This window comes from Klugiella xanthotipulae (assembly GCF_006716695.1).
Taxonomy (GTDB): domain Bacteria; phylum Actinomycetota; class Actinomycetes; order Actinomycetales; family Microbacteriaceae; genus Klugiella; species Klugiella xanthotipulae.
The window spans coordinates 103,088-129,669 of the sequence record NZ_VFPN01000003.1; the positions used below are offsets into that span (position 1 = coordinate 103,088).

The 26,582-nt window shown below is 60.5% G+C and carries 27 protein-coding genes, 2 tRNA genes and 2 pseudogenes; 14 read left to right on the forward strand and 17 right to left on the reverse strand.

Going from position 1 to position 26,582, the window contains the following annotated elements:
• Window positions 1-49: 49 nt before the first annotated feature.
• The 5 genes from mnmA (at window position 50) to gatB (ending at window position 6,916) form a co-directional block, all read left to right on the forward strand.
• Window positions 50-1,201 carry a tRNA 2-thiouridine(34) synthase MnmA gene (gene mnmA / locus FB466_RS09885; protein WP_246054621.1) on the forward strand — a complete coding sequence of 384 codons (1,152 nt, stop codon included), beginning with the start codon at window positions 50-52 and terminating at the stop codon, window positions 1,199-1,201.
• A gap of 5 nt (window positions 1,202-1,206) precedes the next feature.
• A complete protein-coding gene (ligA, locus tag FB466_RS09890; protein WP_141918210.1) occupies window positions 1,207-3,492 on the forward strand; it encodes an NAD-dependent DNA ligase LigA in 2,286 nt (761 codons plus the stop codon).
• 75 nt (window positions 3,493-3,567) lie between these two features.
• Window positions 3,568-3,888: an Asp-tRNA(Asn)/Glu-tRNA(Gln) amidotransferase subunit GatC gene (gene gatC, locus FB466_RS09895; RefSeq protein WP_141918212.1), complete on the forward strand. Its 321-nt coding sequence runs from the start codon at window positions 3,568-3,570 to the stop codon at window positions 3,886-3,888.
• A complete protein-coding gene (gene gatA / locus FB466_RS09900) occupies window positions 3,888-5,417 on the forward strand; it encodes an Asp-tRNA(Asn)/Glu-tRNA(Gln) amidotransferase subunit GatA (protein WP_141918213.1) in 1,530 nt (509 codons plus the stop codon). Before gatC ends, gatA begins: the two co-directional genes overlap by 1 nt.
• The gene (gene gatB / locus FB466_RS09905) at window positions 5,417-6,916 is read left to right on the forward strand and encodes an Asp-tRNA(Asn)/Glu-tRNA(Gln) amidotransferase subunit GatB (RefSeq protein WP_141918215.1); all 1,500 of its coding nucleotides are present in this window, start codon (window positions 5,417-5,419) and stop codon (window positions 6,914-6,916) included. The genes gatA and gatB overlap by 1 nt, the downstream gene beginning before the upstream one ends.
• 60 nt (window positions 6,917-6,976) lie before the next feature.
• On the opposite strand, the gene FB466_RS09910 is transcribed toward gatB, so the two are convergent.
• Complete coding sequence (locus FB466_RS09910; protein WP_141918216.1) at window positions 6,977-8,662, reverse strand: long-chain-fatty-acid--CoA ligase; 1,686 nt, start codon at window positions 8,660-8,662, stop codon at window positions 6,977-6,979.
• 105 nt (window positions 8,663-8,767) lie between these two features.
• Between FB466_RS09910 and dinB the strand changes: the two genes are divergently transcribed.
• The 3 genes from dinB (at window position 8,768) to FB466_RS09925 (ending at window position 10,963) form a co-directional block, all read left to right on the forward strand.
• Entirely contained in the window at window positions 8,768-9,973 is a 1,206-nt protein-coding gene (gene dinB / locus FB466_RS09915; protein ID WP_141918217.1) for a DNA polymerase IV, read from the forward strand.
• A gap of 72 nt (window positions 9,974-10,045) precedes the next feature.
• Window positions 10,046-10,384: a spore germination protein GerW family protein gene (locus tag FB466_RS09920; RefSeq protein ID WP_141918219.1), complete on the forward strand. Its 339-nt coding sequence runs from the start codon at window positions 10,046-10,048 to the stop codon at window positions 10,382-10,384.
• Between the two features lie 21 nt (window positions 10,385-10,405).
• On the forward strand, window positions 10,406-10,963 hold the full coding sequence (locus FB466_RS09925; RefSeq protein WP_141918220.1) for a nucleoside/nucleotide kinase family protein: 558 nt from the start codon (window positions 10,406-10,408) through the stop codon (window positions 10,961-10,963).
• On the opposite strand, the gene FB466_RS09930 is transcribed toward FB466_RS09925, so the two are convergent.
• The 5 genes from FB466_RS09930 to orn form a co-directional block, all read right to left on the reverse strand.
• Window positions 10,929-11,558, reverse strand: coding sequence for a DUF2017 family protein (locus tag FB466_RS09930; RefSeq protein WP_141918222.1), 630 nt, complete (start codon window positions 11,556-11,558; stop codon window positions 10,929-10,931). The genes FB466_RS09925 and FB466_RS09930 overlap by 35 nt on opposite strands.
• Window positions 11,555-11,806, reverse strand: coding sequence for an ATP-dependent Clp protease adapter ClpS (gene clpS, locus FB466_RS09935; protein WP_141918694.1), 252 nt, complete (start codon window positions 11,804-11,806; stop codon window positions 11,555-11,557). The genes FB466_RS09930 and clpS overlap by 4 nt, the downstream gene beginning before the upstream one ends.
• An 80-nt stretch (window positions 11,807-11,886) precedes the next feature.
• Complete coding sequence (locus tag FB466_RS09940; RefSeq protein WP_141918223.1) at window positions 11,887-12,237, reverse strand: metallopeptidase family protein; 351 nt, start codon at window positions 12,235-12,237, stop codon at window positions 11,887-11,889.
• A 110-nt stretch (window positions 12,238-12,347) separates the two neighbouring features.
• Window positions 12,348-12,423 (reverse strand) — tRNA-His (locus FB466_RS09945).
• A 39-nt stretch (window positions 12,424-12,462) separates the two neighbouring features.
• Window positions 12,463-13,086 (reverse strand): oligoribonuclease, encoded by a 624-nt coding sequence (orn, locus tag FB466_RS09950; RefSeq protein WP_141918225.1) that lies wholly within the window; start codon window positions 13,084-13,086, stop codon window positions 12,463-12,465.
• 132 nt (window positions 13,087-13,218) lie between these two features.
• Here orn and FB466_RS09955 point away from each other — a divergent pair, with 132 nt between their 5' ends.
• The 5 genes from FB466_RS09955 (at window position 13,219) to FB466_RS13755 (ending at window position 16,507) form a co-directional block, all read left to right on the forward strand.
• The gene (locus FB466_RS09955; RefSeq protein ID WP_141918227.1) at window positions 13,219-14,175 is read left to right on the forward strand and encodes a metal ABC transporter substrate-binding protein; all 957 of its coding nucleotides are present in this window, start codon (window positions 13,219-13,221) and stop codon (window positions 14,173-14,175) included.
• Window positions 14,162-14,938 carry a metal ABC transporter ATP-binding protein gene (locus FB466_RS09960; protein WP_246054622.1) on the forward strand — a complete coding sequence of 259 codons (777 nt, stop codon included), beginning with the start codon at window positions 14,162-14,164 and terminating at the stop codon, window positions 14,936-14,938. The genes FB466_RS09955 and FB466_RS09960 overlap by 14 nt, the downstream gene beginning before the upstream one ends.
• Complete coding sequence (locus FB466_RS09965) at window positions 14,935-15,774, forward strand: metal ABC transporter permease (RefSeq protein WP_141918229.1); 840 nt, start codon at window positions 14,935-14,937, stop codon at window positions 15,772-15,774. The genes FB466_RS09960 and FB466_RS09965 overlap by 4 nt, the downstream gene beginning before the upstream one ends.
• A gap of 57 nt (window positions 15,775-15,831) precedes the next feature.
• Window positions 15,832-15,904, forward strand: a tRNA-Arg gene (locus FB466_RS09970).
• A 159-nt stretch (window positions 15,905-16,063) separates the two neighbouring features.
• A complete protein-coding gene (locus FB466_RS13755; RefSeq protein ID WP_246054623.1) occupies window positions 16,064-16,507 on the forward strand; it encodes a hypothetical protein in 444 nt (147 codons plus the stop codon).
• An 18-nt stretch (window positions 16,508-16,525) separates the two neighbouring features.
• On the opposite strand, the pseudogene FB466_RS13760 reads toward FB466_RS13755, so the two are convergent.
• From FB466_RS13760 to FB466_RS13895, 6 genes and pseudogenes are all read right to left on the reverse strand, one after another.
• Window positions 16,526-17,581 (reverse strand): annotated as a pseudogene (locus FB466_RS13760) (recombinase family protein); the annotation flags it as partial.
• Between the two features lie 213 nt (window positions 17,582-17,794).
• Window positions 17,795-18,007 carry a hypothetical protein gene (locus FB466_RS09980; protein WP_141918231.1) on the reverse strand — a complete coding sequence of 71 codons (213 nt, stop codon included), beginning with the start codon at window positions 18,005-18,007 and terminating at the stop codon, window positions 17,795-17,797.
• On the reverse strand, window positions 18,007-18,624 hold the full coding sequence (locus tag FB466_RS09985) for a hypothetical protein (protein ID WP_141918232.1): 618 nt from the start codon (window positions 18,622-18,624) through the stop codon (window positions 18,007-18,009). The genes FB466_RS09980 and FB466_RS09985 overlap by 1 nt, the downstream gene beginning before the upstream one ends.
• A gap of 12 nt (window positions 18,625-18,636) precedes the next feature.
• Window positions 18,637-19,146, reverse strand: a complete 510-nt coding sequence (locus tag FB466_RS09990; RefSeq protein ID WP_141918234.1) for a single-stranded DNA-binding protein — start codon at window positions 19,144-19,146, stop codon at window positions 18,637-18,639.
• A 152-nt stretch (window positions 19,147-19,298) separates the two neighbouring features.
• Entirely contained in the window at window positions 19,299-21,062 is a 1,764-nt protein-coding gene (locus FB466_RS09995) for a TraM recognition domain-containing protein (protein WP_141918236.1), read from the reverse strand.
• 58 nt (window positions 21,063-21,120) lie between these two features.
• A complete protein-coding gene (locus tag FB466_RS13895) occupies window positions 21,121-21,255 on the reverse strand; it encodes a hypothetical protein (protein ID WP_281285172.1) in 135 nt (44 codons plus the stop codon).
• Between the two features lie 543 nt (window positions 21,256-21,798).
• Between FB466_RS13895 and FB466_RS10000 the strand changes: the two genes are divergently transcribed.
• A complete protein-coding gene (locus FB466_RS10000) occupies window positions 21,799-22,902 on the forward strand; it encodes a hypothetical protein (RefSeq protein ID WP_141918238.1) in 1,104 nt (367 codons plus the stop codon).
• A gap of 36 nt (window positions 22,903-22,938) precedes the next feature.
• On the opposite strand, the gene FB466_RS10005 is transcribed toward FB466_RS10000, so the two are convergent.
• The 5 genes and pseudogenes from FB466_RS10005 to FB466_RS13900 form a co-directional block, all read right to left on the reverse strand.
• Complete coding sequence (locus FB466_RS10005; RefSeq protein WP_141918239.1) at window positions 22,939-23,673, reverse strand: TIGR02391 family protein; 735 nt, start codon at window positions 23,671-23,673, stop codon at window positions 22,939-22,941.
• Between the two features lie 127 nt (window positions 23,674-23,800).
• On the reverse strand, window positions 23,801-24,010 hold the full coding sequence (locus FB466_RS10010) for a hypothetical protein (RefSeq protein ID WP_141918241.1): 210 nt from the start codon (window positions 24,008-24,010) through the stop codon (window positions 23,801-23,803).
• Between the two features lie 17 nt (window positions 24,011-24,027).
• Window positions 24,028-24,984, reverse strand: a pseudogene (locus tag FB466_RS10015) (ATP-binding protein); the annotation flags it as partial.
• Between the two features lie 28 nt (window positions 24,985-25,012).
• Complete coding sequence (locus tag FB466_RS10020) at window positions 25,013-25,897, reverse strand: IS3 family transposase (RefSeq protein WP_342777444.1); 885 nt, start codon at window positions 25,895-25,897, stop codon at window positions 25,013-25,015.
• Between the two features lie 21 nt (window positions 25,898-25,918).
• Entirely contained in the window at window positions 25,919-26,233 is a 315-nt protein-coding gene (locus FB466_RS13900) for a transposase (RefSeq protein ID WP_281285147.1), read from the reverse strand.
• Between the last annotated feature and the right edge of the window lie 349 nt (window positions 26,234-26,582).

The window sequence follows — 26,582 nt, forward strand, 5'->3', positions numbered from 1 at the left end:
AGTGAGAAGTTTCCGACTCAATATCGGTGATGGCGGTTAGGATATCTGGGTGAAGATTCTTGCAGCAATGAGTGGTGGTGTCGATTCGGCCGTTGCGGCCGCGCGCGCCGTCGAGGCCGGCCACGAGGTGGTGGGTGTGCACCTGGCGTTGAGCCGTATGCCCGGTACCCTCCGAACCGGCTCGCGGGGGTGCTGCACCATTGAAGACTCGATGGACGCCCAGCGCGCCGCAAACATTATCGGCATCCCGTACTACGTGTGGGATTTCAGTGACCGTTTCAGAGCGGAGGTCGTTGACGACTTCATCGCCGAGTATTCGGCCGGACGCACCCCCAATCCGTGTATGCGCTGCAATGAAAAGATCAAGTTTGCCGCACTCCTCGACAAAGCCATTGCCCTCGGTTTTGATGCGGTGTGCACCGGCCACTATGCCACCCTGGTCACTGATGAAGCGGGTCATCCCGAACTGCACCGGGCGAGCGCCTGGGCCAAGGACCAGTCCTACGTGCTCGGGGTGCTCACCGCTGAGCAACTCGCCCGCTGCTACTTCCCACTCGGCGAGACCCCCTCGAAGGGTCTCGTGCGTGCCGAGGCTGAGCGGCGTGGCCTGGGTGTGGCTCACAAGCCCGACAGCCACGATATTTGCTTTATTCCGGACGGTGATACGCGCGGTTGGCTCGCCGAGAAGGTGGGTGAGAAGGTGGGAAACATCTTGGATAACGAGGGTGCTGTTCTGGGTCAGCACCGGGGCGCACACTCCTATACGGTGGGTCAGCGCAAGGGGCTTAGTCTCGGTCGCCCCGCCCCGGACGGTCGTCCCCGCTTTGTTCTTGAGGTGCGTCCGACCTCCAACACCGTCGTTGTGGGGCCCCGGGAGGCGCTCGCGATTGGTACGATCGCCGGTGGGCGCTGGAGCTGGGCCGGGCAGCCTCTCGCGCATCCCGAGCGCGACTTTGAGTGCGAGGTGCAGATTCGCGCACATGCCGACCCTGTTCCGGCTCGAGCGCGCATTGCCCGCATTGACCCCGAGGCTGAGGTCTACCGCGAGGGAGCCACGGAGGAGTTCGTCGTGGAGCCCGATGAGCCGCTGCACGGGGTTGCTCCCGGTCAGACGGCGGTGCTCTACGTGGGAACGCGTGTGCTGGGACAGTTCACGATCGACCGAACGGTGAGTGCCGTTTCCGTAGAGGCACAGGCGTAGGTATTATGAGTGACACAGAATCCACCCGGGCCGGGCTGGCTGCGGCGGCAACCGCGGCAGCCGATCTGGCGGAGCGTATCCGTGAGTTGCAGGCCGCGTACTATGAGCGCGACGAATCGCTTGTGTCTGACGCCGAGTATGACGGTCTCATGCAGCAGTTGGAGGCGCTGGAGCGCGATTTTCCCGAGGTTGCTGGCCAGGATAGCCCCACACGTCGTGTCGGCGGGGGAGTGAGTGACCTCTTTACCCCGGTTCTACACGCTGAGCGCATGTACAGCCTGGACAATGTGTTCTCGCTCGACGAATTTCGCGAATGGGCGCACAAGATTGAGCGTGGTATTGGTCTCACGCCCCAGTATCTTTGCGAGCTCAAGATCGACGGTCTTGCCATGAACCTGCGCTATGAGAACGGCGTGCTCGTGAGCGCGGCGACTCGCGGGGACGGTGTCACCGGCGAGGACGTGACCATGAACATCCACTACGTGTCCGGTATTCCCTCACGCCTGATGGGTGTCGGTCACCCGCCCCTCGTTGAGGTACGCGGTGAGGTTTTTTTCCCCGTCAGGGAGTTCGCGGCCCTCAACGCCCATCGAGCAGAGCTGGGCGAGAAGATGTTTGCAAACCCGCGCAACGCAGCAAGCGGTTCGCTGCGGCAGAAGAGTGAGGGAAAATCGGCCGATAAGCTCGCCCTCATGCGCGACGGACTCAGTCGGTTGCGGATGCTCGTGCACGGTATCGGTGCCTGGCCCACCCCGCCCGTGGCCACCCAGTCCGAGATCTATGGGTTGCTCGGCACGTGGGGCCTCCCCATCTCGGGTAACTCGAAGGTTGTGGGGTCAGTCGAGGACGTCGCTGAGTTTATCGAGCACTTTGGAGCCGAGCGGCACAGCGTTGAGCACGAGATCGACGGCATCGTGATCAAGGTGGACACCGTGGCCGTTCAGGCTGAGCTTGGCTCGACGAGTCGCGCCCCGCGCTGGGCGATCGCTTACAAGTACCCACCCGAGCAGGTCAACACGACGCTCATCGACATCCACGTGGGTATCGGACGCACCGGCCGGGCCACCCCGTACGCGGTGGTAGAGCCCGTGTTTGTGGCCGGTTCGACCGTTCGCCAGGCTACGCTGCACAACCAGGACGTGGTGCGTGCTAAGGGCGTACTCATCGGCGATACGGTGGTGTTGCGTAAGGCGGGGGACGTCATCCCAGAGATCCTCGGCCCGGTCACCGAATTGCGTGACGGCTCCGAGCGTGAGTTTGTGATGCCGGTGCACTGCCCCGAGTGCAACACCCCGTTGAGGGCAATGAAAGAAGGCGACATCGACCTGCGGTGCCCCAACGCGCGCAGTTGCCCCGCTCAGGTGCGTGGACGTGTGGAACACATTGGATCGCGCGGTGGCCTCGACATTGAGGTGCTGGGCGAGGTGTCAGCCGCGGCTCTCACACAACCGCTGCGCCCCGAGCGAGCCCCGCTCGCCGACGAGGACGGCCTGGTGGGTGAGGCCGGACTCTTTGACCTGACCCTCAAAGATTTGTTTCCGGTTGACGTGATTGTTCTTGATTCTGAGACCGGTCTGCCTAAGCTCAACGACGACGGCACCCCGCGTGAGGACTCACCCTTCCGTCGCCGTCGGCAGAAGAAAGACGGTGATTTTGACCCCGCGGCAGCGGCGAACGGTGAGGCGTTTGCGGGTGATGAGGAGAGTGTCCCCTCGGCCAACGCCATCAAATTGGTCGAGAATCTGGGTATGGCCAAGAGTAAACCGCTGTGGCGCATCCTCGTTGCCCTCAATATTCGCCACGTTGGTCCCGTTGCCGCGCGCGCGTTGGCTGAGTGGTTTGGGTCGTTTGATGCCATCCGGGCCGCTACTCGGGAGCAGCTGGCCGAGGTCGAGGGGGTCGGCGAGATTATTGCCGATTCGCTTCTGGAGTGGTGTGAACGTGACTGGCACCGCGTTATTGTGGAGCGGTGGGCCGCAGCTGGGGTGCAGTTTGCCACGCCCGGCCACCCCGGTCCCGGGGTGCGCGAGGCGGTCGGCGGAGTGCTGGAGGGGCTGACCGTGGTAGCCACGGGATCCCTCGATGGATTCACCCGTGACGGTGCCAAGGAAGCCATTATTCTGGCCGGTGGGAAGGCCGCATCGAGTGTGTCTAAAAAGACTGACTACGTGGCGGCTGGCCCCGGTGCCGGATCAAAGCTGAGTAAGGCTGAGGAGCTCGGTATTCCCGTGCTTGACGCAGCCCAGTTTGCCATCCTCGTGACCGACGGACCCGGCGCTCTCACCCTGTAGAGCTCGCGCCCGGCGCTGTGGCGAAGGCCGTAGACTAGACCCCGATTCCCTCGAATATTAGTCATGTGGAGCAGTATGCCTGAAACATCATCAAGCCCAGAGATCACCCCTGAGGTGGTTCGTCACTTATCCGAGCTCGCTAAGATCCAGTTGGGTGAGGACGAGATTACGCTCCTCACCGCGGACCTCGGCCAGATCGTGAGCAACATTGCCAAGGTGAGCGAGGTGGCGACACCGGATATTCCTGCCACGAGCCATCCGATTCCGCTACAGAACGTGTTTCGCCCGGATGTGGTGGGTGATAACGTCCTCACCGCGGAGCAGGCCCTCTCGGGTGCCCCCGAACAGTTCGAGGGACGTTTTGTTGTGTCCGCGATTCTGGGGGAGGAGCAGTAATGACCCAGACTGATCTCACGCGCCTCAGCGCAGCCGACCTCTCCGCCAAGCTCGCCTCGGGTGAGGTGAGTTCCGTGGAGACTACCGCTGCTCATTTGGAGCGCATCGCCGAGGTTGACTCCGAGGTGCACGCCTTCCTGCACATTAACGCCCGGGCTCACGAGGTCGCGGCGAGTATCGATGCTCGCCGCGCTGCCGGCGAAGAACTCGGCCCGCTGGCCGGGGTTCCGCTGGCCATTAAAGACGTGCTCGTGACGACCGATATGCCGTCCACAAGCGGTTCCAAGATCCTTGAAGGCTGGATGTCGCCCTACGACGCCACGGTTGTCGCCCGGTCACGCGCGGCAGGTCTGGTGCCACTCGGTAAGACCAACATGGACGAGTTTGCCATGGGATCAAGCACCGAACACTCGGCCTACGGTCCCACCCACAACCCGTGGGACCTCACCCGCATCCCGGGTGGTTCCGGTGGTGGCTCGGCCGCAGCCGTGGCCGCCTTCGAAACACCGCTTGCTCTCGGCAGTGACACGGGCGGTTCGATTCGCCAGCCCGCCCACGTGACCGGCACGGTCGGTGTTAAGCCCACCTACGGTGCGGTCAGTCGCTACGGTGCGATTGCGCTGGCATCCTCGCTCGACCAGGTGGGCCCGTGCTCGCGCAGCGTGCTGGATGCTGGCCTCCTGCAGGACGTTATCGCCGGTCACGACCATCACGACTCGACCTCTCTGCCTGATGCCTGGCCCTCCATGGCTGCCGCCGCTCGCGAGGGGGCCACCGGCCAGGTGCTGAAAGGTTTGCGCGTAGGCGTGGTCAAGCAACTCCAGGGGGAGGGCTTTCAAACCGGCGTCACTCAGCGCTTCACCGAGTCTCTTGCGCTTCTCGAAGCTCAGGGTGCGGAGATCGTTGAGATTGACGCTCCCCACTTTGAGTACGCTGTTGCCGCCTACTACCTCATCCTGCCCGCTGAGGCATCGAGTAACCTGGCCAAGTTTGACTCGGTTCGCTTTGGCCTCCGGGTCACCCCCGAGGGCGGTGGCACGGTTGATCACGTTATGGCTGCCACCCGTGAGGCTGGCTTTGGTCCAGAGGTCAAGCGACGTATTATCCTGGGCACCTACGCTCTCAGTGCCGGCTACTACGATGCCTACTACGGTAGTGCGCAGAAGGTACGCACGCTGATCCAGCGTGACTTTGCCTCGGCGTTCAGTCGGGTGGATGTTCTTGCCAGCCCGAGCGCGCCCACGACGGCCTTCCGCCTGGGCGAGAAACTCGAAGATCCTATGGCGATGTACCTCAATGACGTCACGACTATTCCCGCCAACTTGGCCGGTATTCCGGGTATTAGCGTGCCCAACGGACTGGCACCTGAGGACGGCCTGCCCGTGGGTATCCAGTTCATGGCACCGGCCCGGGAAGACGCCCGCCTGTATCGGGTGGGGGCAGCGCTCGAGGCGCTTGTCGAGGACCAGTGGGGTGGTCCGCTCTGGGCTCAGGCCCCCGAACTGCGTGCCGGAAAGGGCGTGAACTAATGGCTAAAGCTAAACTGATGGATTTTGACAAGGCCCTTGAACTGTATGAGCCCGTCCTGGGCTTTGAGGTACACGTAGAGCTCAACACCGAGACCAAGATGTTCTCGGCGGCACCTAATAACTTTGGGGCAGCCCCCAACACCAATCTGACCCCGGTCTGTTTGGGGCTACCTGGTTCTCTGCCGGTGGTCAACGAGCAGGCGGTGCGTTATTCGATCAGCCTGGGTCTTGCCCTCGGCTGCTCAATCGCTGAAAGTTCGCGTTTTGCCCGCAAGAACTACTTCTATCCGGACATGGCTAAGAACTACCAGATCTCTCAGTATGATGAGCCCATCGCCTATGAGGGTGAGGTCGAGATCGAGCTGGCCAGTGGTCGGGTGATTCACGTGCCAATTGAGCGGGCGCATATGGAAGAAGACGCCGGTAAGCTGACCCACATGGGCGGCTCAACGGGCCGTATCCAGGGGGCCGAGTACTCGATGGTGGACTATAACCGTGCGGGTGTCCCACTCGTGGAGATTGTTACTAAACCCATTGTGGGGACGAATGAGGACGCACCCGAGGTAGGCCGTCAATACGTGTCAATCATCCGCGACATGGTGATCGACTTGGGTATCTCCGACGCCAAGATGGAGCGCGGAAATCTCCGTTGTGACGCCAACATTTCTCTGCGTCCTCGCGGCCAGGAGAAACTGGGCACGCGTACCGAGACGAAGAACGTGAACTCACTGCGCTCGGTTGAGCGTGCGGTGCGCTACGAAATCCAGCGCCAGGCATACATTCTGTCGAACGGCGGAAGTATCACCCAAGAGACGCGTCACTGGCACGAAGACACGGGAGAGACTTCTGCCGGTCGGCCCAAGTCGGATGCTGACGATTACCGTTACTTCCCGGAGCCCGACCTGCTGCCCGTGCAGCCCACCGCCCAGTTGATTGAGGAGTTGCGGGCCCAGTTGCCCGAGGCGCCCACCCTTCGTTACCGTCGGCTCAAGGGTGAGTGGGGCTTTACCGACCTGGAGTTCCAGGACATCCAGAACTCAGGCCTCCTCACCGAGGTCTCAGCGACGGTCGCCGCGGGAGCGTCACCCCAGGCCGCCCGTAAGTGGTGGACGGGTGAGATCGCCCGTGTTGCTAACGTCCAGGGTGTCGAGGCTACTTCGCTCGTTTCGGCAGAGAACGTGGCCGCTCTGGCGGCTCTGGTTGACGCGGGAACCCTCACCGATAAGCTGGCTCGTCAGGTGCTTGAGGGGGTTATCGCTGGTGAGGGGACCCCGCAGCAGGTGGTGGATGCCCGTGGTCTCGCCGTTGTCTCGGATGACGGTGCCCTGATCATCGCGATTGACGAGGCCCTTGCGGCTCAACCCGATGTGCTGGAGAAGATCCGCGACGGTAAGGTACAGGCGGCCGGTGCCGTGATTGGTGCCGTCATGAAGGCTATGCGCGGTCAGGCCGATGCTGCTCGAGTGCGCGAGCTTGTGCTGGAGCGTGCCCAAGCATAGCAACTACCGAGTGCACGCATGGGCCCCGCAGAATCTGCGGGGCCCATGCTGTGTCGGCTGTTAGCGCGCGAGAATTTTTTCCTTGATCTCTTTGCGGAGAATCTTGCCGATCAGTGATCGAGGCAACTCGTCCCACACTTCGATTGATCGGGGGACCTTGTACGGCGTGAGACCGGTACGGCAGTGCTCTCGAACGCTCTCCTCGTCGAAGGTGTACCCTGGGCGCATGACCACAACGGCGACGACGCTTTCACCGCCGTTGCTGCGCGGGATACCGATGGCTGCGGCGTCCTCCACCCCGTCGTAGGAGCGCAGCACGCTCTCGACTTCGGTGGGAGATACGTTGAAGCCACCTGTGACGATCAACTCTTTCTTGCGGTCCACGATCGTGACAAAGCCGTCTCTGTCCGCCGTGACAATATCGCCGGTGCGCAGCCAACCGTCGGGGGTTAGCGCCTCGGCCGTGGCCTCGGCGTTTTTCCAGTAACCCGAGAAGACCTGGGGGCCCCGGAACAGCAGTTCTCCTGGTCCGCCGTCGGGGGCAGAATCTTCGGGGTTCTCAACCGCCACAAGTTTGATTTCGCAGCCCGGGAGGGGAACGCCTACCGTGCCAGCCTTGCGGCTGCTGCCCACGGGGTTACAGAGAGCCACCGGGGCCGCCTCGGTGAGACCGTAGCCCTCAACGAGCCAGCCGCCCGTGGCCTCCTCCCACCGCTCGACCGTACTTGGAGGCAGGTCCATGGCTCCTGAGATCGCGCACGTGATGCCGCCGAGGGCGACCCGTTTGGTGTGGGCGGTCTCCGCGATGCGGTCATACATGGGTGGAACTGCCGGCAGGAAAGTGGGCAGATGCTTCTGCGCAGCCGCGAGTACCAGGTCAACGTCGAACGAGGGGAAGAGTACCAGGCGTGCACCCATGCTCATTGCAAAAGTGAGGCACAGCGTCATGCCGTAGGCGTGGAACATGGGGAGCACCCCATAGACGCAGCAATCACCCTTGGTCACGGCGGGCACCCACGATTGTGCCTGGAGAGCGTTGGCGAGGAGATTGCGGTGGCTCAGCATGGCGCCCTTGGGTGTTCCCGTGGTACCGCTTGTGTACTGCAGGAGAGCCAGGTCGTTGTGCCCGGGTCGGCGGATGCTGTCGGCAATCCGATCACTCGTGGCGAGTCGTCGCCACGGGATGGTGCCGGTTGTGGTGGTCCCCAGCTTCTGTCGGCTTTCACGGGCCTTCGCAATCGGTAGTTTCAAGAGAAGGCGTTTACTGAGGGGCATAGCCTCGATGAGGTTTACCGCAATGATTGTGGTGGGGCGGACATCCGCAGGCAGCGCCTGGAGCGTGCCACACACGTTTTCCCACGCGATAACCACCTGCGCGCCGTGATCTTCGAACTGGGTGCGCAGCTCGCGAGGCGTGTAGAGCGGGTTGTGTTCAACCACAATGGCCCCGAGGCGCAGGGCCGCGTAGAAGGCCACGACGTGCTGTGGGCAGTTGGGCAAGACGAGAGCAACCCGGTCGCCGTGGCGCACCCCGAGGGTGTGGAGCCCGGTGGCGACACGCTCGATCTGCTCACCTAACTCGCGGTAGGTTGTTGTTGCGCCGAAAAAGTCGAGGGCGATGGTATCGGCATAGTCGTTGACGGATGCGTGAATCACGTCAACAAGCGAGATTGTGGGCAGTGTGAGGTCGGCGGGCACGCCGGGCGCGTAGTGCGCGGTCCACGGTCGGTCTGCGAGGGTGCTCATTGTCAGGTGTCCTTTGTCTACCGGGGCGAAATTCCCCGTACCACTGTAACCGGTTATGGGGCGAATGCCAGGTTGAATGTCGGTAGCTGGTGGTTAGCTTGAGTAATGACACACGAGCGGAGTGAGGCGTCGATCCTTCACATCGACCTGGATGCATTTTTTGCGTCGGTCGAACTGCTCGACAAACCCGAACTACGAGGTCAGCCTGCAGTGGTGGCCAGCCCGACCGGTCGCTCGGTGGTGACGAGTGCCACCTACGAGGCGCGGCGGTTCGGTATCCACTCGGCACAGCCACTGGCGCAGGCCCAGCGGCTGTGCCCGCACGTGATCGTATTGCCGCCACATATGGAACTGTATCGCGAGGCCTCTCGGCGGGTTATGGCAATTTTTCGGGATATCACCCCACTCGTGGAGCAGCTCAGTATTGATGAAGCCTTCCTCGATGTGGCCGGCGCGCGCCACCTCTTTGGCTCACCTGCTGAGATTGCTGCCCTGGTACGTGCCCGGGTGCGTGCGGGCACCGGGCTGACCTGTTCGGTCGGGGCCGCGTCTACCAAGTTTGTGGCCAAGGTGGCGTCGCAGCGGGCCAAGCCCAACGGTGTCCTAGTGATTGAGCCGCACCTGACTCTCGACTTCCTGCACCCCCTCCCCGTCGGTGCGCTATGGGGTGTCGGCGGGGTCACAGGGGAACACCTGCGCACGTTCGGGGTGAAGACGATCGGTGACCTCGCCGAGCTGCCACTGGGCACCCTCCAGCGTGCCGTGGGGGACGCCTCGGCGCGTGCGCTGCACGAGTTGGCTCACGGACGTGATCTTCGTCTCGTCACCCCAGAGCGCGACGAGAAGAGCATCAGTAACGAGGTCACGTTTGAATACGACGTAGCGGATGCCGAGATCATCCGCCGCCAGCTTCTTCAACTTTCGTTGAAGGTGGGGGCGCGTCTGCGCACAGCTCATCTGGTGGCCCGTACGGTGGGTATCAAATTGCGCTGGGACGATTTCCGCACGATTACACGTTCGCGCACGCTGGGGGAGCCAACAAGCGTGGGTCGGCAAATTTACACCGAGGCGGCTGCCGCGTTTGATGAGTTAAAATTCGCGGGTCGGCGTGTGCGGCTCGTAGGAGTGCGGGCCGGAAACCTGGTGGCGGGTGATGGGGCTTCGGCGGCGTTGTGGGATCCCTACGAGCGGTGGCGGGAAGCCGAGAACGTGATGGACGATGCTATTCGGCGGTTTGGGCCACACACGGTCACCGCCGCCGCGCTGATGAAGAAGCCGGGGCGCATGGTTGACCCGCGCACGGAAGGGTAGAGCTTTGGTTTTGTGAGGGGCAAGGTTCGTTGTGGACTGTCCCGGGTGGGAACCCGATGGTAGCGTTGGCTCATGGCTAATCTGACCGTAGATCTTGCGAACATTCTGACGTCCACCGGTGTTAAGGCATCTTATGGCGACCCTGTCGAGCTGGAGGGGACCACGATTATCCCCGTGGCCTCCAGCTGGTTTGGGTTTGGTGGGGGACAGGGCCTTGAGGATGACGAAAGCGATAGCGCTATGAACGGCGGTGGCGGTGGTGGTGCCTCGGTCCCCTTGGGGGCGTATGTCAAGCAGGGAGACTCGCTTGAGTTTCAGCCGAATCCGATTGTTTTGCTCTGCGTGGCTGTCCCCTTTGTGTGGGTTGCGGGACGCGCCGTTGCACGAATCGTGCGCGCGCTCAAGCGGTAGGCCGTGGATGCCGGGTTGGGGATGCTCCGTACCCGCGTTTCCCAGCTCAGCGCCCAGCCGGTCACTGTCCTGATTGATGGGCGCAGTGGCGCAGGGAAATCGACTGTTGCTCGGCAACTCGTGGAGTCCTGGCCACGGCCCGATCCGGTCCAGTTGATCAGTATGGACGATATCTACCCGGGCTGGGAGGGGCTTCGCGCGGCGAGTGAGTCCATTATTACCGAGGTGCTTGAGCCGCGGTCACGTGGTGTGGTCGGACGTTGGCGTCGCTTTGACTGGGGCTCTGGAGATTTCGCCGAGTGGCATCGGGTTGACCCCGCACTCTCCCTGCTGGTGGAGGGATGTGGCTGTGTCACCCGGGCGAGCGCCTCTCTAGCTGATCTGCGTGTGTGGCTTGATTCCCCGGCGGCGGATCGGAAACGACGTGCGCTCGCCCGCGACGGTGAGATGTTTGAACCCCGGTGGGAGAGCTGGAGCCGACAGGAGGACGCGCTCTACGCTACGGAGGGCACGTCGCAGCTGGCAAACCTTACCCTGGTCAATGTTACGAGCGCTGCGCGCTCAGGAGGGCCTCGGTAAACTCGGCGAGCCAGTCGTAGACGGCGCGAGTATTGGCCTCCATATCGTCGAGGGGCTCACGTTCCAGGTCGTTCTCGGTGTCGATGGCGAGTCGCGCGGCGAGGGCTAGCCGCATGGCTGTCAACGTCTTAACCCAGGAGAGGAAGCCGTGCTCATCGAGGGGGACGCTGAGCACCCGGCTATCGGTGTCACTACCGAATGCGGGTAGGTCGTCGTGGGTCAGGGTGGTTTCTTCGTCGGGTAGAAACTGGTCGATACCGTCGAGGCGTGCTGCGCCAAGAAGGGCCAGGACATTGTCCGCGTCCTGAATCTTGCGGTTGACGATGCCGCGCTCGGAGGTCTGTCGGAACTCGCTTGCGAGGGTGTCATCTTCGTAGGCATCCGGCAGTAACCGGGCGAGGGCGGGGTCGGCGGGGGCCGAGCTTGCTCCGCCCAGGTCGAGGCTCGCGAGGAGCGGGTCGGGGTCGGGTTCTCCGGTACTGTAGTCGCGGTAAAGACTGACCAACTGGGCCACCAGCGTCTCCACGAGGTCGGCCTCGTCCTCGTGGATGTGCAGCACCGTGAACCCCTCGGCGTTGATACGGCTGATTCTCATGGGGTACCCGCCTGACGGAGCGTTGACCAGAGGCCGTAGTCGTGCATTGCCTCCACGTGCATTTCCATTTTTTCGCGGCTTCCTTCGGCCACGATTGCGTGTCCGTCGTGGTGTACACGCAGCATCAGGTCCTCCGCGTGCTGCAGGGTGTAACCAAAGTGGCGTTGGAAAACAAAGCTTACGTAGGACATGAGGTTGACCGGATCATCCCAGACCACCGTCTGCCACGGCCGCTCTGACTCAGGCATGCTCTGCTGGGAGAGGGATACCTGCTGATGGGTCTCGGCACTGCTCAGCGGTGGGGCTTCGAGATTGGGATAGGTGGACACTATGCCCAGCCTAGCTCGTGCAGCCGCGCATCATCTATCCCAAAGTGGTGGGCGATCTCGTGCACGAGGGTGATATGCACCTCGTCGCGGAGTTCGTCGAGGGTGTTGCAGATTGCCTGCAAATTGTTTTTGTAGAGCGTGATCCGGTCGGGGATCTCTCCAAAGCCATAGTTTCCGCGTTCGGTGAGGGCAAGACCGTCGTAGAGGCCTAGCAGGTCGGCGCTGCCGTCTTCGGGGATGTCTTCGATCGCGATGACAAGGTTGTCAAGGTTTTCCACTATGGCGTCGGGCAGCGCGTCAAGTTCGGCTGTGACGAGCAGCTCGAAGTCGGTGTCGGTGATCTCAACCATTTCTTAAGCCTGGCACAGGTGCGCCGCTGGGGCTACAGGGTTGATCCATAACGCGAAGAACCCCCGGCTGTTGACCGGGGGTTCTTCGCGTTATCCGTTGAGGATCACTATGGGGTGGCTAACGGGGCTCGAACCCGCGACTTCCGGCACCACAAGCCAGCGCTCTACCAACTGAGCTATAGCCACCATGTTTCACTGTCTTTATCAAACAGCAACCCCGCTAGCTTAGTACATTTTTTCGGCGAAGGTGTCCACCGTGTCCGTTGCAATGCCCTGAGACTCGGTATTGCCCGGGCCCTCGCCCGGAATAAAGACCGCGGATCGGTAGTATGCCAGTTCGCGGATGGATTCCAGGATGTCGGCCAGGGCTCGGTGGCCACCGTTCTTCTCGGGTGCGTTGTAGTAGGTGGGGGGGAACCAGCGGCGGGCGAGTTCTTTGATTGAGGACACGTCGATGTTGCGGTAGTGCAGATGCTCGTCGAGGGTTGGCATATAGCGGGCCAGGAACATCCGGTCTGTGCCGATCGTGTTTCCGGCGAGAAGAGCGCGCTTGCCGGAGGGAACAAAGCGGTCGATGTATTCGATTACCTGCTTCTCGGCCTGGGCAACAGGAACGCCACCGGGGATTTCGGCGAGCAATCCCGACTCCGTGTGCATGTTCAACACGAACTCGCCCATGTTGTTGTAGGCGGCCTCGCTGGGGGCGATCACGATACTGAACCCTGCATCCAGTGGCGCAAGGTCAAAGTCTGTGATGACGACGGCGATTTCGACTAGTTCGTCGATGCTGGGGTCGAGTCCCGTCATCTCGCAATCAATCCAAACAAGTTGTTCCGCGGGTGTACTCATTGTCTTAGCTTAGGCCTGTCTCGTGTCGATGCTGGCTTTGATTATGGGCTGATCTTCGTGGGGATGGTGTTGGGTTTGTGTGTCGCCTCGGAAGCTCACTTAAAGTCGCCATACCGAAGTAGAATGTTAGCCATGTCGAACATGCTTGCGCTGTCAATGCGGCGGATATCACTCGCCGCATCGCTATGCCTGGCTCTGGTGATGGCGGGGTGTTCAGCCTCGGAACGCCCCCCGGTCAGCGACTCCCCGTCAGCTGGCTCCCGTCCCCTCGTGTTAACAACTTTTACTGTGCTCGCCGACATAGCGCGGAACGTGGCGGGGGACCACCTGCGCGTGCAGTCGCTCACCAAGGTGGGGGCAGAGATTCATGGCTATGAACCGACGCCGGCCGATCTCACGGTGGCTGCCGATGCCGACCTCATCCTGGACAACGGGCTGGGGTTGGAGAGATGGTTTGAGCGCTTTGTTGCCGATCTTGACGTTCCACACGTGGTCGTGTCAGACGGGATTGAGCCCATCCCCATCGGTGAGGGCCAAGCGGTAGGGCACGCTAACCCCCACGCCTGGATGTCGCCGACTAACGCCATCATTTACGTCCACAACATTGCTGATGCGTTTGTTCGACTTGACCCGACCAACACGGCCGCCTACCGGGCCAACGCGGAGAGTTACGCGGACGATATTCGAGGTATAGGGGAGACGCTAGCCGCTGCACTCGCGGAATTACCTACCGGGCAGAGAGCCCTCGTGACCTGCGAGGGAGCTTTCAGCTATGTGGCGCGCGACGAGGGCCTCACAGAGCAGTATCTGTGGCCCGTCAATGCGGAGTCTGAGGCTACCCCGCAGTCGGTGGCTGCGGCGATTGATTTTGTACGCGATAACGATGTGTCGGCGGTGTTTTGCGAATCTACGGTTTCGGCCCGAACCATGGAGCAGGTGGCAGATGAGGCACAGGCTCGATTCGGCGGGGTGCTGTACGTTGACTCTCTCAGTACCCCCGAGGGTCCCGTGCCAACCTACATGAAACTCATCGAATACAACGTGGGCGTAATTGTGGCGGGGCTGACGAGGGGTGATGATGGCGGCTGATGATGTGGTTCTCGAGCTCCGAGAGGTGTCGGTATCCTACGGTACCGTTCGGGCGCTGGAAGGGGCGAGCCTCCGTCTCAGAGCGGGGGTGGTGACGGGGCTGGTCGGAGTCAACGGGTCGGGTAAGTCCACCCTGATGAAGTCGATCCTGGGGTTGGTTCAGCCGACGTCCGGAACGGTAACCGTTCGGGGTGGTTCCGTGGCGGCAGCGAGGAGGAAGGCGTCGATCACGTACGTGCCGCAAACCGAGTCGATTGACGAGACCTTTCCGTTGAGTGTGGGCCAGGTGGTTGAGATGGGACGATACGGCCGCCTCGGGATGACTCGCAGGCTGGCTCCGGCGGACCGTGCCGCCTGCCGCGAGGCCGTGGCTCGGACGGGTACCGAAAAACTTGTCGAACGAAGTATTGGTGAGCTCTCTGGCGGTCAGCGCAAGCGGGTTTTTCTGGCCAGGGCCATCGCGCAGGGAGCCGACATTCTCCTCCTCGATGAGCCGTTTAGCGGGGTTGACGCGACTTCTCAACGGGAGATTAGTGCGGTCATCCGCTCACTTGCCGCCGAGGGGGTGAGCGTGCTGATCTCAAGCCACGATGTTGCCTCGCTGCCTGGGCTGTGCGACAGCGTCGTGCTCTGGTACCGGCGTGCACTTTTTGAGGGCTCACCGGCTGATGCTCTCAGCGACGCCCATCTTGCCCGAGCATTTGCCGCGGGCCTCGGTGAGGGCAGCGCGGGTGCCGTGACCGGGGAGGGTGGCGCGGTATGAACCCCATCGACCTGCTAACAGAGCCCCTCGGCTACGCTTTTATGCAGCGCGCACTGCTCGTTACCGTGATTGCAAGTATTGTCTGTGCTGTGTTGAGTTCCTGGCTTATACTCATCGGCTGGTCACTGATGGGGGATGCGGTGTCGCATGCGGTCTTGCCCGGTGTGGTTATTGCCTATGCGCTTGGCGTCCCTTTTGCCCTGGGGGCGCTCGCTTTCGGCGGGGGAGCGGTGTTCCTTATTGGGGTTGTCCGGGGCCGCTCAGAGCTGAAGGAGGACGCCGCAATCGGGATCGTTTTCACCTCCCTTTTTGCACTGGGACTCGTCTTGATCTCGATCATCCCCAGCCAGGTGGACCTTCAGCACATCCTTTTTGGCAATTTGCTGGGCACCACGAGCGGCGATATGTGGCAGGTCGTGGTGGTCGCGGCGGTTGTGCTCACTACCGTGGTCGTCAAACGGCGTGACCTCACACTTTTTGCCTTCGACCCGGTGCAGGCCCACACCGTTGGATTATCCGTGCGTCGGCTTAACGCCCTCCTGCTGGGTCTCCTGGCGCTCACCGTTGTGGTGGCACTTCAGGCGGTGGGTGTGATCCTCGTCGTGGCGATGCTGATTATCCCGGGGGCGACCTCCCTATTGCTCACTAGGCGCCTGAGTCGGATGCTGTGGGCTGGCCCTCTGTTGGCCGCCGGATGCGCCGTGCTGGGCCTCTACATTAGCTACTACGCCAATACCTCTTCGGGTGGGATGGTCGTGCTGATTCAGGGGCTCGTCTTTTTTGTTGTGTTCGGGGCAACGCGTTTCCGCGTGAGGCGTCAGGCTCTGCAGAGCTAGCTATCGGCTGGTTGCGGTGACGAGGTACGGGAGACTGCGCTAAGGTAGTGGTTTGTCGCCCCCGTAGCTCAGGGGATAGAGCAACAGCCTTCTAATCTGTCGGTCGCTGGTTCGAATCCAGCCGGGGGCACCTGATGTTCGACGTTCCAACTTGCAGCCAAATGCTTGGGGTTGGGACTTCGGACTCGTTGCTCGTGGCTGCTCGTTGTGTGGACCATTCGTGTGCTGCTTTGGTTTTTTCCTGGTTGAGGACGGTATCGAAGGGTGTTGCGAATTCTGGTCTGATGGTGTGGTTTTCGTCGATGTAGATTTTCTCGAAGAAGGCTTGGTTGCAGAGTCGGCGGGTGTGGTCATCGCATCCGTTATAGATGCGGGATATGTCTGCGGCGAGTTCGAGGCAGTCGTTGATGTGGAGGCGTGCTTCGGCGTAGTCGTTGTGGTGTTCGGCGAGGCGGGAATCGATGGTGTCGAGTTCGGCTCGGAGGGTGTTCTGTTTTGCTGTGAACTGTTCGAGGGTGATTGCGTCAGCGAGGTGAGCGTTCAGCAGTCGGTCTTGTTCTGCGAGGTTTTTCGTTCGACGGGTGCTGAGTTCGGCGGCTTCGGTCCCCGCGGCCGCGGTGAGCCGGTCAAGCTCGAAGTTGAGCGATTCGCGGAGGACGTCTACTGTTTCGCGCGGGATGTGGATGTTCTTGTAGTAGTTCGTGACGAGGTTTTCGATGTCTGTGGCGTGTAGGGCTTTTTGGGTGCAGTTGGTGGTGCGTTGGTGCCGGCCGGAACAGACGAAGTAGGGGTAGATTGTGCCGCTTCCTGAGCGGGCGTGGTTGATCATGAGGCGGGAGTCGCATGACCCGCAGAACACTGTGCCTTTGAGGTAGTGGTCGTGTCGTTGTGTGCGGTCGCCGGAGAGGTTGTGGGCGGAGAGGACGCTCTGCACGGCGAGCCATACTTCGGGTTCAACGAGGCGGTGGTGTTCTCCGTCGTAGCGGACGCTTTTGTAGACGACGTCGCCCTTGTAATAGGGGCTGCGGAGCATCCTGTGCAGGGATGATACCGGGACTGCCCGGGACGGGCGTTTGGGTGTTGGGAGCGTCGTGAGGCCTTTTAGCGCGAGTTCTTTCTGGAGCTCGGAGAGACTGTAGTTCCCTGATGCGTAGGCTTGGAACGCCCAGGCGACGAGGGGTGCACGTTCTGGGTCGGTCGCAACGGAGCGCACTTCCCGACCGAGTTTGTCACGTTCAAGGGTGTTGAGATACCCGAGGGGTGCCTTGGTAGGGGTGCCGCCGCTCATCGCTTTCTGGGTCATACCTTTGACAACTTCGGTGGCGAGGTTGCGGGAGTAGAACTCGGCAATAGTTGACATGATGCCGTGCAGGAGCATCCCTGACGGGGTCTCATCAATGTTCTCGGTAGCCGATACGAGGGTGACGCCAGCTTCTTGGAGGGCATAGTGGATCGCGACGTCGTCGGCACGGTTCCGGGCGAGTCGATCGACTTTATGAACGATGCAGTACTTGACCCGGTGGGTCTTGACGTACCGGATCATCTCTTGCAGCGCAGGCCGGTCTGCTTTCTTGGCTGACTCTCCAGCATCAACAAATTCCTCGATGACTGACGCGCCGATCTGTGCCGCTTTCTTCTGGTTTGCAGCCCGCTGGGCCGGGATTGAAAACCCTTCCGCTTTGCCTCCTTTCTCGGCCTGTTCTTTTGTTGACACGCGAAGGTAAGAAACCGCTGATGCCAGATCACGTTCAGACAGTTGGGCTTCGGCAATGGTTGTGGAGGGGGTGAGCAGGCTCTGAGTGAGCATCGAGGGCTCCTTTCAATCGTGTCGAGCAGGCAAGCCGCGAGTGGTGTGTGGGGCGCGGGTGGCTGCCGAGAGGTGCGAGGCCTGGAAGGCCTGCGGCTGCATTCCCTGGGGAGCAGAAGCTCCGAGCAGGGGTCCGCCCGTGGTGTGTAACGCGCCCCGAAATCTCTTGTTTATCGGGCTTGGCTTGTGATGTTACCTCTGCCTGCCAGTGTGTTAGCGGTGGGTGCCGGGCTTCAGCGAAGACGGCGGTGCCTTCTCTTCCCTGGCCGCGCGCGCGTCGGTGACGCGTTGCAGCGCAAGACGGATAAACGCCTCGGTGAGCTTCCCCACGTCAGGCTCCGTACGGTGGACGGCACGCACCGTGAGAACACGTTCATCCCGAGGAACGTAGTCCGTCGTGCGCTGATAGACACGGGTACGACCCATCAGAATCCACCAGCATTCTCATCGACAACGGTCGTGGATGCAGCTTCCAAGTTCTGAACTCGTGTCGTGACCTGCTCGTGGACGTAGTCGAGGAAGTCGTTTGTGCGCTGACTGACGGGACGCTCTCCTGCATCGGGTTCTGTCCAGTCTTCAGATTCACCACCCGGCCAGGGGGTGACGCGGGTCGGCCGGTCTCGGTCGAGGCGGGTTCCGGAGATCGTGACCCAGTCACGGAGCCGCTCGCGGGCGGCAGCGAATTCGTGGTGCCACATCACCGCCTGGTTACCTTTTGCTTGCGGGTCGTAGGAGAACAACCAATATTGACGTAGAGCCGAAAGCTCCCAGACCAGTTCAGGGTGTCGATGCCACATCGGCGGCACGATCTGTGCGGGGAGGCCGTATTCGTGCCGTAGCCAATCGACCCAGGCGTTGAGGGCGAGGAGTTCAACTTCTAGGTCGCCGGGCTGTAGCGTCCGAAAATTGATTGGGCGTGGGACGCTACCCAACTCGTCGTTGATGTGCTGCTCGTATTGCTCTTTCACGATCAGCTCAAGAGCGTCCGCGAGCTCGGCTTCCGAGTCCTCGAAGGCTTCAGCTTCGTTGTTGTGCGTGTCCATGGTCTTGTGGGCCTATCGGGCGATCTGCGGACGGGAGTCGGTAGCAACACCGGCCGGCGTGGGTTCTGTCTCAAGGGTCGTTTCCCGCTGTTCGAGGGCGGCCTGGACGAGGTCGGTGCCGACAGGCTCCTTCGTCGCGGATTCGCGCTCCGTCTCACGTCCGCGTGGGGTGCGGTCAACGGTGTAGGTGGTTCGGTTGCCGTCATGCCCGACGCGGGCCGCGACGAATTGTTCACGCTGGACGTCTTCACCGTCGATCTTCTGGGCGTAAGAGCGCACGTCGCCTTCGGCGATAAACCGGTCACCTTTCTGGAACTGCGTGTATGCACGTTCTGCGGCTTTTCGGAAGACCACGAGATCGGTGAACGTCGGATCCAGCGGCGTGAAGACTCCGTCTTCAGATCGGCTGAAGTGCTCCTGACCCACTCTCGCGTAGAAGCGGGCATCACCTGAACCGGTGAATGTGAGTTGGGGGTCCGAAGCGATAAAGCCGGAGAGTGAGAGTTTTGTTGTAATAGCCATCGGGTGACCTCCGCAGGGTAGTAGGTGGGGCAGCCCGAATCGGCTGCCTGACAAAGAGGTACGGAGGCGAAGCCCTCAGGCCCGATGCCGGTGGTCCTTGAGACACCGGGACGCCGTGAACGTGGCTCGCGAGACGAATGGTAACGACACAGCTATTGAGGCTCGTCCCCGCCCATTTGCGCCTCCACAGCTGCCTTTTGGGTTTTCAGTAGCTGGGCGTCGGGACGTGTCGGCCAGGCGCGCAGGCGGGTGATGATTGGGCGGGCGGAGCGCAGCATGACGACGCCGGTGCCGAACGGTAGTGTGCGGAGGGCGTCCGGTGGCAGGATGGGAACTCGTCGGATGGAACTTTGGGCAGACCGGCCGCCACCAGCATCTGTGGTGGTGGAGTAGGTCGTTTCGTCTCGGTCGCCAATGAGAGTCGCGATGTCTTGGAGATCCCTGGAATTGGACGCCCCACCCAGGATGATCTTCACGATGGAGGCGTCCCAGATAGCGTTGGCGTTGTTGTCGCCCCATTTTTCTCGTGCCTGGGCCAAGGACTGTAGAACGGGCAGCGTCGTGATCCCCGTGCCGCCACCTTCGGCCATGAGCGTTGGGAGTGACGGCAACGGGGCAAGGTTACCGATTTCATCGAGAGCGAGGAGCATCGGCGGGTCCATGCGTGCACCGGCAGAGCGGGCAGCGATCTTTCGTGCCGTTTCAACGAGGTCCTCCACGAATGCTGCGACCAGGGCGGATGACGCACCGGCCCCCGCGCCCGTGGCTAGCAGGTAGAGCGTGCCGCGGTTGCGGAGGAATTCCACGGGGTCAAACTCTTCATCGGGGCTGGGGGAGACCGCCGTTAGTACGCGAGGGTCAGCCAGGGCGGAGAACGCGAGGGACACGCCTTGCCAGATAGAGTCCCGTGTTCGAGGGTCTGCCTGGATCATGGAGTCCAGGGATTCTGCCCACCCGTCGGCAGCGTCAGGGTGGGTGAAGAGAATACGTACAGCGTCGGCGGCGCTCGTGGGGTTGAGCGCCCACTGGTAGAGCATCTTCGTGCTCAGCCCGTCCAACGCGGCGGCGTGGAGGAGGGCCTGGATAGCGGCGGTAGTTTTACCTTCCCAGAAGCTCGCATCCGAGACACCGCCAAACCCTGTCGCGGAAGCCAATCCCTTGGCTCGGATCATGGCGGTGAGCGGATCCTGACACCCACGAACGGGCGACCACCGCAACCCAGACGGTAGCCCGGGAACAAGCTGTTGCGGGTCAAAGACGGCCACCGGTCCGATAGCTTCCCGGGCGGTGATTGTGGCAGTGAGGTTGTCTGGCCGGGTGGATGTCGTAATGACTGCCCCAGGGGCGTCGAGGATCGCGTTGATGACAATGTGGAGGCCTTTGCCGGAGCGGGGAGGCCCAATCAGAAGCACAGAATCCTCGACAGTCGCCCACACCGGTTCCCTCTTTGCCGTCCCGAGAAGATAGCCCAGATCGGGGGCGGTGACACGTTGTCCGAGGGAGGGCCGAAGGGTTTTCGCGCGGGATAGGAGGGCCTTCGCGGACGCGACACGTCGGATTTCATCCGCCGATGCTGTCCCCGGGATGTTGTGGACCTCATTCCGCTCACGAACCCCACGGAACACACGCCATCCCCAGACGAGAATGGCCCCGCAGGCGCTGAGCAGCACCACGACGACACCCCAGTACAGAAACGGGTTCAGCCCCGGCGCACCCACGGCTCCGCCGGGGTCGGCCGCGGTGAACACCGCCGCAAGCCCCGATGCCGGGCCACCCGTTGGTGCAGGTAGCCCGGCAATAAACGCGGCCACAGATGCGGCCCCACGTAGGAGCGCTGCGGTCAGCGCGGTAGCCCCGAACCCTCCGAGCGCGATATTCAGTAGGGCGTCGTTTGCTGATCTCGCGTGCTGCACCATGAGCGGTGCCTCCTTCCCCGCCGCTCGCGCGGCATGAGGAAGGTAGGGAGACCCGCGGTCAGGGGAGCGTCTGGATACTCACTCGTCCCGAGACCCGCCCGACAAAGGCGAGTTCTCCCGCCATGCGGAGTTGCTCATCTTTGCCGATCGTGGTGTGCACGAGCCCGTCGTGTGTAGCGGGGACATGTTTCATCACAAGACACACTGCAACGTGTTCCCCGGGAGCAAAGCCATCCCCGACGAGGTCGATGAGCGAGGTAGGCGTGCGAGGCGGTTCCGAAGTGCGAGTGGGTGCACAGGCCGAGGGCGGACGTGGCGGTGTCAGAATGTCGACATGACGAGACCCGTCACTCTCGTGAATTTCAACCCGCGTAGGCCTCGCCAGCGAACTCACCGCGTCGGTAATAGCGGCGCCAAGAGCAGACCGGTGAACCCGGGCATCGTTCAGGGGCTCTCCGTTGAGAATCACTACGGCATGGTCTGCGTCCTGAAACTTCGCAACCACAACCGGCAGGCCATGCGGTTCAGACGCTCGTAACGGATGTTCCATTTTGTTGGCCGTGAGGCGGCGGGTTCCCCCGCGCATCCGATGTGTTGTTAACGAGTCTGACCACCGTAAACCTTTAAACTTCATAGGGGATAGGTACGAGGCACGGTCTTCATGAGTGTGGGGTGGAGCGCCTTAGCCCAGGCGGCCGCTACCCTGTTAAGGGATGCTTTATGTATGAGGAGCGTAATGCCAGATCTAGAAGAGAACGCCGCGCCGGATTTAGTGGGGAACGAAAAAGCCGAGAATGTCGAGGTAGCGCCCTCAATTTCATTAGGTTCTGACCTCGTGGCACGAACTAGAATTGCGAAAGCTTTCGTTACAAATGCACCTCAAATCGATGTTAGTCGCTTAATCGCCCCCTCCACCCTAAATGCTATTCAATCAATGCAGACGGCAAGATTCTCTGAATTGATTTCCGCGATGAAATCAGTGAATCCGGTAGTTGATTTGAGCCCATTTGTGGAGAGTGTCAATGTGTCTCAGTCATTTGCTACAGGAATCGCTCCGCTTATTGCCAAAATTCAAACTTCGGTTCCGAAAATAAGCTTCCCGACTGTTGCCCGATTCATGATTCCAACTTTAAGCTGGATCGCTCAAGACCAACTTGATAGAATATTCGAGAGGATTGACTGGGAATCTCTGCGTCGTCGCAGTCTTATACCTGCGAATTGGCCTGAAAATTTCGAGGAATTTCTGCCTGCTATTGAGGAGGCACTTAACGTAGAAGGCTTGCCTCTGGCATGGGTTCCAAGACGCGAGATTTTCTTGAAGCTTGTAACGGCATCGAGTGCCGAGGAGCGGATAGTTATCCTCCATGAACATCGCGATGCTGTGCTTGAAGATTGTACAAAATTAGTTTTAGGATTTGAGAATGACTTTATGGCTGCACAAATACCACTTGCTGAAGAGGTTATTGAGGCGTGTCATTCTGGGCATTGGCGTGTTGCTGCTGTATCTGCTGTGATGATCGTTCATACGATTGTTGAAAACCTTGACTGGCCTACCAACCCGCAAGGGCTAGTAAAGAATCACGGATTCGCAGGGTCATCTGTGTCCGATGAAACGATTGAGAAGGCTACTCGGGCTCCATTCGTTTCTTTCTATGTCGAATGGCACCCTAAATCCGGTAAGCCTCAGCCTAAGGGTATTGCTCGTCATATGATATCGCATCGGGTTTCTGATGAGCATCTAGATGAGCATAATTGCATGATAGCTGTAATGCTAATGGCCTCGCTCATGGAGTCCGTTTTCCAGCTTGGATTGGGTGATGCTATAACTGTCGTCACTTAGGCGACTCATATTGGTAGCAGTACAAGGGTGATCTTGTTACTTCTGCTTATCGTTTTGATCCATTAAGTCGGAGTGTTGAAGTTTGATCTGACTGAGTAGTAGGCTGGATAGCCCTAGAACCCCCAGTGCGTATTTCTTGACGTCGTTGCGATCCTGGATTCCGTGTCTGTCGACATTTCCAATGGCTGCAATAAGGCCAGTACCTAGATTTCGCCAGCCATCAGTCTCGTTCGGTTGACTACCCAAAGCTAACGGCCCACCTGAATTGAGCGCCTTGGTGAAGAGGGAATGGCCCACGAGCTTCTTGCCGTCGGAGCCTACGGGGTTCCCTGCCCATTGGCGAACTTTATGCTCTACATAGATGCAGGCAGCACTCGGGACTTGCTCCCAACGTTCCTCTATTACGGAGTGTCTTACATGGCTCCACAGCCCAGAATCATACTGGGTGCTATCTGCCGCTGATGGGCCTACAGCGATTTCAAGCACGTAGATTGCTGCATCGATTATGCTGCAAGCATCGCGCATTCGACTACGGAAAAATTCTGCATGTATCTCATCTTCGCCAGGAGCACCTGTCCAAAATCCCATACTGTACTTAAGCTTTGAAAAGTCTTCGACAATGGTGGAATCTGAGCCCAAACTCTGCTGCAGGACTGCCTGTACTTTCGCTTTCCACTCCTTATTTGCAGGTGTATCGGCTTGAACTGCAGGATCACTGGCTGCGCAGTCGTTCAAATTACGCAGCTCGATGATGGCGCGTTCGGGTTTCATGCGGACCTCCTGGTTTGCCACCAATGCTACTCGGTCTCGTTTTTCTGTTTGGCTGAGAGGAGATAGAGTCCAGGCACCATTAACGGACGAAAAGCGAGATTTTGTATGTGGCGCAAATATGCTAGCGCTACTCTCGTGCCATGCCCGGGGAATTATTCTCCATCAAGCAGTGGCCGCCGCCGAAGGTTTCAGGGTCCTCGTAGGACAGGTGAACGTGGTCCATGAACGTGATCCCAATTTGCTGCATACAGATGTCGAAGGTGAACATAATGTCACTGAGTTGCCCCCGACTTGGTGACGGCTGCCGTCGCTCAGATTGTTGCTCTGGTTCACTCACGTCGTGTCTCCTATCGGCTATCGGTTCGTGGGCTCTTGGGTCATGCGTTGTGTCGTATCAAAGGCGGCGAGTTCTTCGGGGTGGAGTTGGTGCTGCACGACAAATGACCGGTCCTTGATTCGCCACAGCCCTTGCCCTGTCCCCAGTGTCGGTAGGAGCTTCTGTTCGGTTCTGGTGAGGCCGAGTGTTGCTGCTGTTGTTCCGAGTTGGTCGGATTCCTGCCGGTAGATGATTCGGGACTCTGCGTTGGCTAGGAGGGAAGAGGCGAGGGCTCTCATCGCGGATCCGTGATCTCCGACGGTGTCGAGATCGGTGAGCTTGTGGAAGACGAGGAGGTTGGCGATGCCGTAGTGACGGGCGAGTCGCCATTGAGCATCCATTCGCTTGAGCAGGGCGGGGTGTGACATTAACCGCCAGGCTTCGTCATACACCACCCACCGCTGCCCACCGTTCGGGTCCAGGAGCGCCGCTTCCATCCACGCCGAGGAGCACGTCATCAGCACGCTGATCAGGGTGGAATTCTCCACCACCCGGGACAGGTCAAGGCTGATCATGGGGAGGGTGGGGTCGAAGGTTACCGTGGATGGCCCGTCGAAAAGCCCGGCGAGGTCTCCGTACACGAGTCGGCGCAGAGCATGCCCGACAAGTCGGCCGTCCTCCTGCAACCGGTCTGCACCAAACCCGCCGGGGTCAGGATTCAGCAGGTAGTCAACGACCATGGGCAGGATCGGCACGGTCGCTGTTGCCATCACCGTCTTCAGAGCCACATCCACGGCCGTATGCTCCAGCGGTGTCATAGGGCGCTCTAGGACGGTTTCGGCGAGTGCCCCGATGAGGTCTCGCCGTCGGGCTTCAACAGCGGCACCCCACTCGAGGTCTGTCAGACCTCCGGGGCGGTATCCCTCATCGAGGGGGTTGAGTCGGTTGCGCAGGCCGTGCCCCAGGATGATGGCCTTGCCACCGACTGGTTTGGCCTGGGTTTAGTTCCGACTATTTTGTTCATCACTCGACGGTTGTCACGAGTGACTGCGCCTCAGCATAGTACGCCGTCTCAACCTCGACCGGGGTTCGCCTGCCTAGCTCGCCGTGGAGGCGCTCATTGTTCCACCACCACACATACTCCAGGGTGGCGAGTTCGACTTCCTCAACTGTTTTCCAGGGGCCACGCCTGCGGATGAGTTCTGCTTTGTAGAGCGCGTTCACTGACTCGGCCAGGGCATTATCGTAGCTGTCACCTACGGTCCCCGTTGAAGGAATCGCCCCCAGTTCTCTGACGCGGTTGGAGTAGACCATCGACATGTAGTTCGATCCGTGGTCGCTGTGATGCACGGCCCCGTCGAGCGTTCCACCTGATTGCCAGGCCGCCATCTCAAGCGCCTGCAGCGGCAGTATCTCAGCTTTCAGTGTTGAGGCAACGTTCCAGCCAACGATCTTACGATCAAAGACATCAATAATGAACGCGGTGTATGCGAACCCAGCCCACGTAGCAACGTAAGTGATGTCACACACCAACAACTTCATTGGCCCGTCGGCCACGAACTGGCGTTCGACGAGATCACCCGGCAGCTGATCCCTGACGTCACTCGTTGTTGTGAAGGCTCTCTTCGAACGACGTACTCCACGCACTCCGGCGATTTTCATCAGACGCTCGGTTTGGTCGCGTCCGATGACCCACCCTGCTCTGGTGAGGAGGGCGTGCATCTTGCGGCGCCCGTAGACGCTGTAGTGCTGTTTGTGGAGTTGACGGATCTCGGTGACGAGAATCTCGTCGCGTAGTTTCCTGACCGACGGGAGTCTGTGTTTCGCTGCCCGATATCCTCGGGACGTCAGAAACACGAATTGCCGAGCCCAGCACACGGCACAGGAACTCAACCCCGAAACGATCACGATAGGTATCGATGAATTGGATCATTTCGTTCGTGGCGGGTCGAGTTCCTTGGCGAAAAATATGCTCGCAGCTCGCAAGACTTCGTTTGCTTTCTTGAGTTCAGCGACTTCGCGGCGCAGTCGCCGGTTCTCCTCGTTCATATCAGTGGTCACGCCGGGTTTTTGGCCAGTATCGATCAGCGTTTGACGATGCCAGATACGCAGCGTGTCTGGTGAGACACCGAGGAGCTTGCCGACCTGGTTGCTGGCTGCGTTGAGGCTCGTATGCTCGGGGAGCGCTTCGGTGAGCATACGCAGCGCGCGTTCACGGAATTCTGGTTCATATTTGTTTGCCATGGTGTTCCTATCCTTGTTGAAAGTACGGAACTAAACCCAGGCCAAACCATTCCTCGATCGGATACCTCACACCCATCGAGAAAGAGAACGCGTACTACCGTGAGATGAACTCCCAGCGCCAGCCGGCGCCGGGAGAACTCGCCCTCCACTAAACCCGGGGCGATTCACTAATCTGCGCCAGGGTATAGTCCTCACGATAGGGATGTCAGACTCGTTCAACCTACTCTGGGTCGAGACCTGGTTGACGACGTGTTGCTCCTGCCGTGCGCACATGACGCATCACAGTTTGCCGATGCATCCCAACCGTGGCGGCCACCTGTCGAGTACACGCACCAGCGTTAGAGAGCGA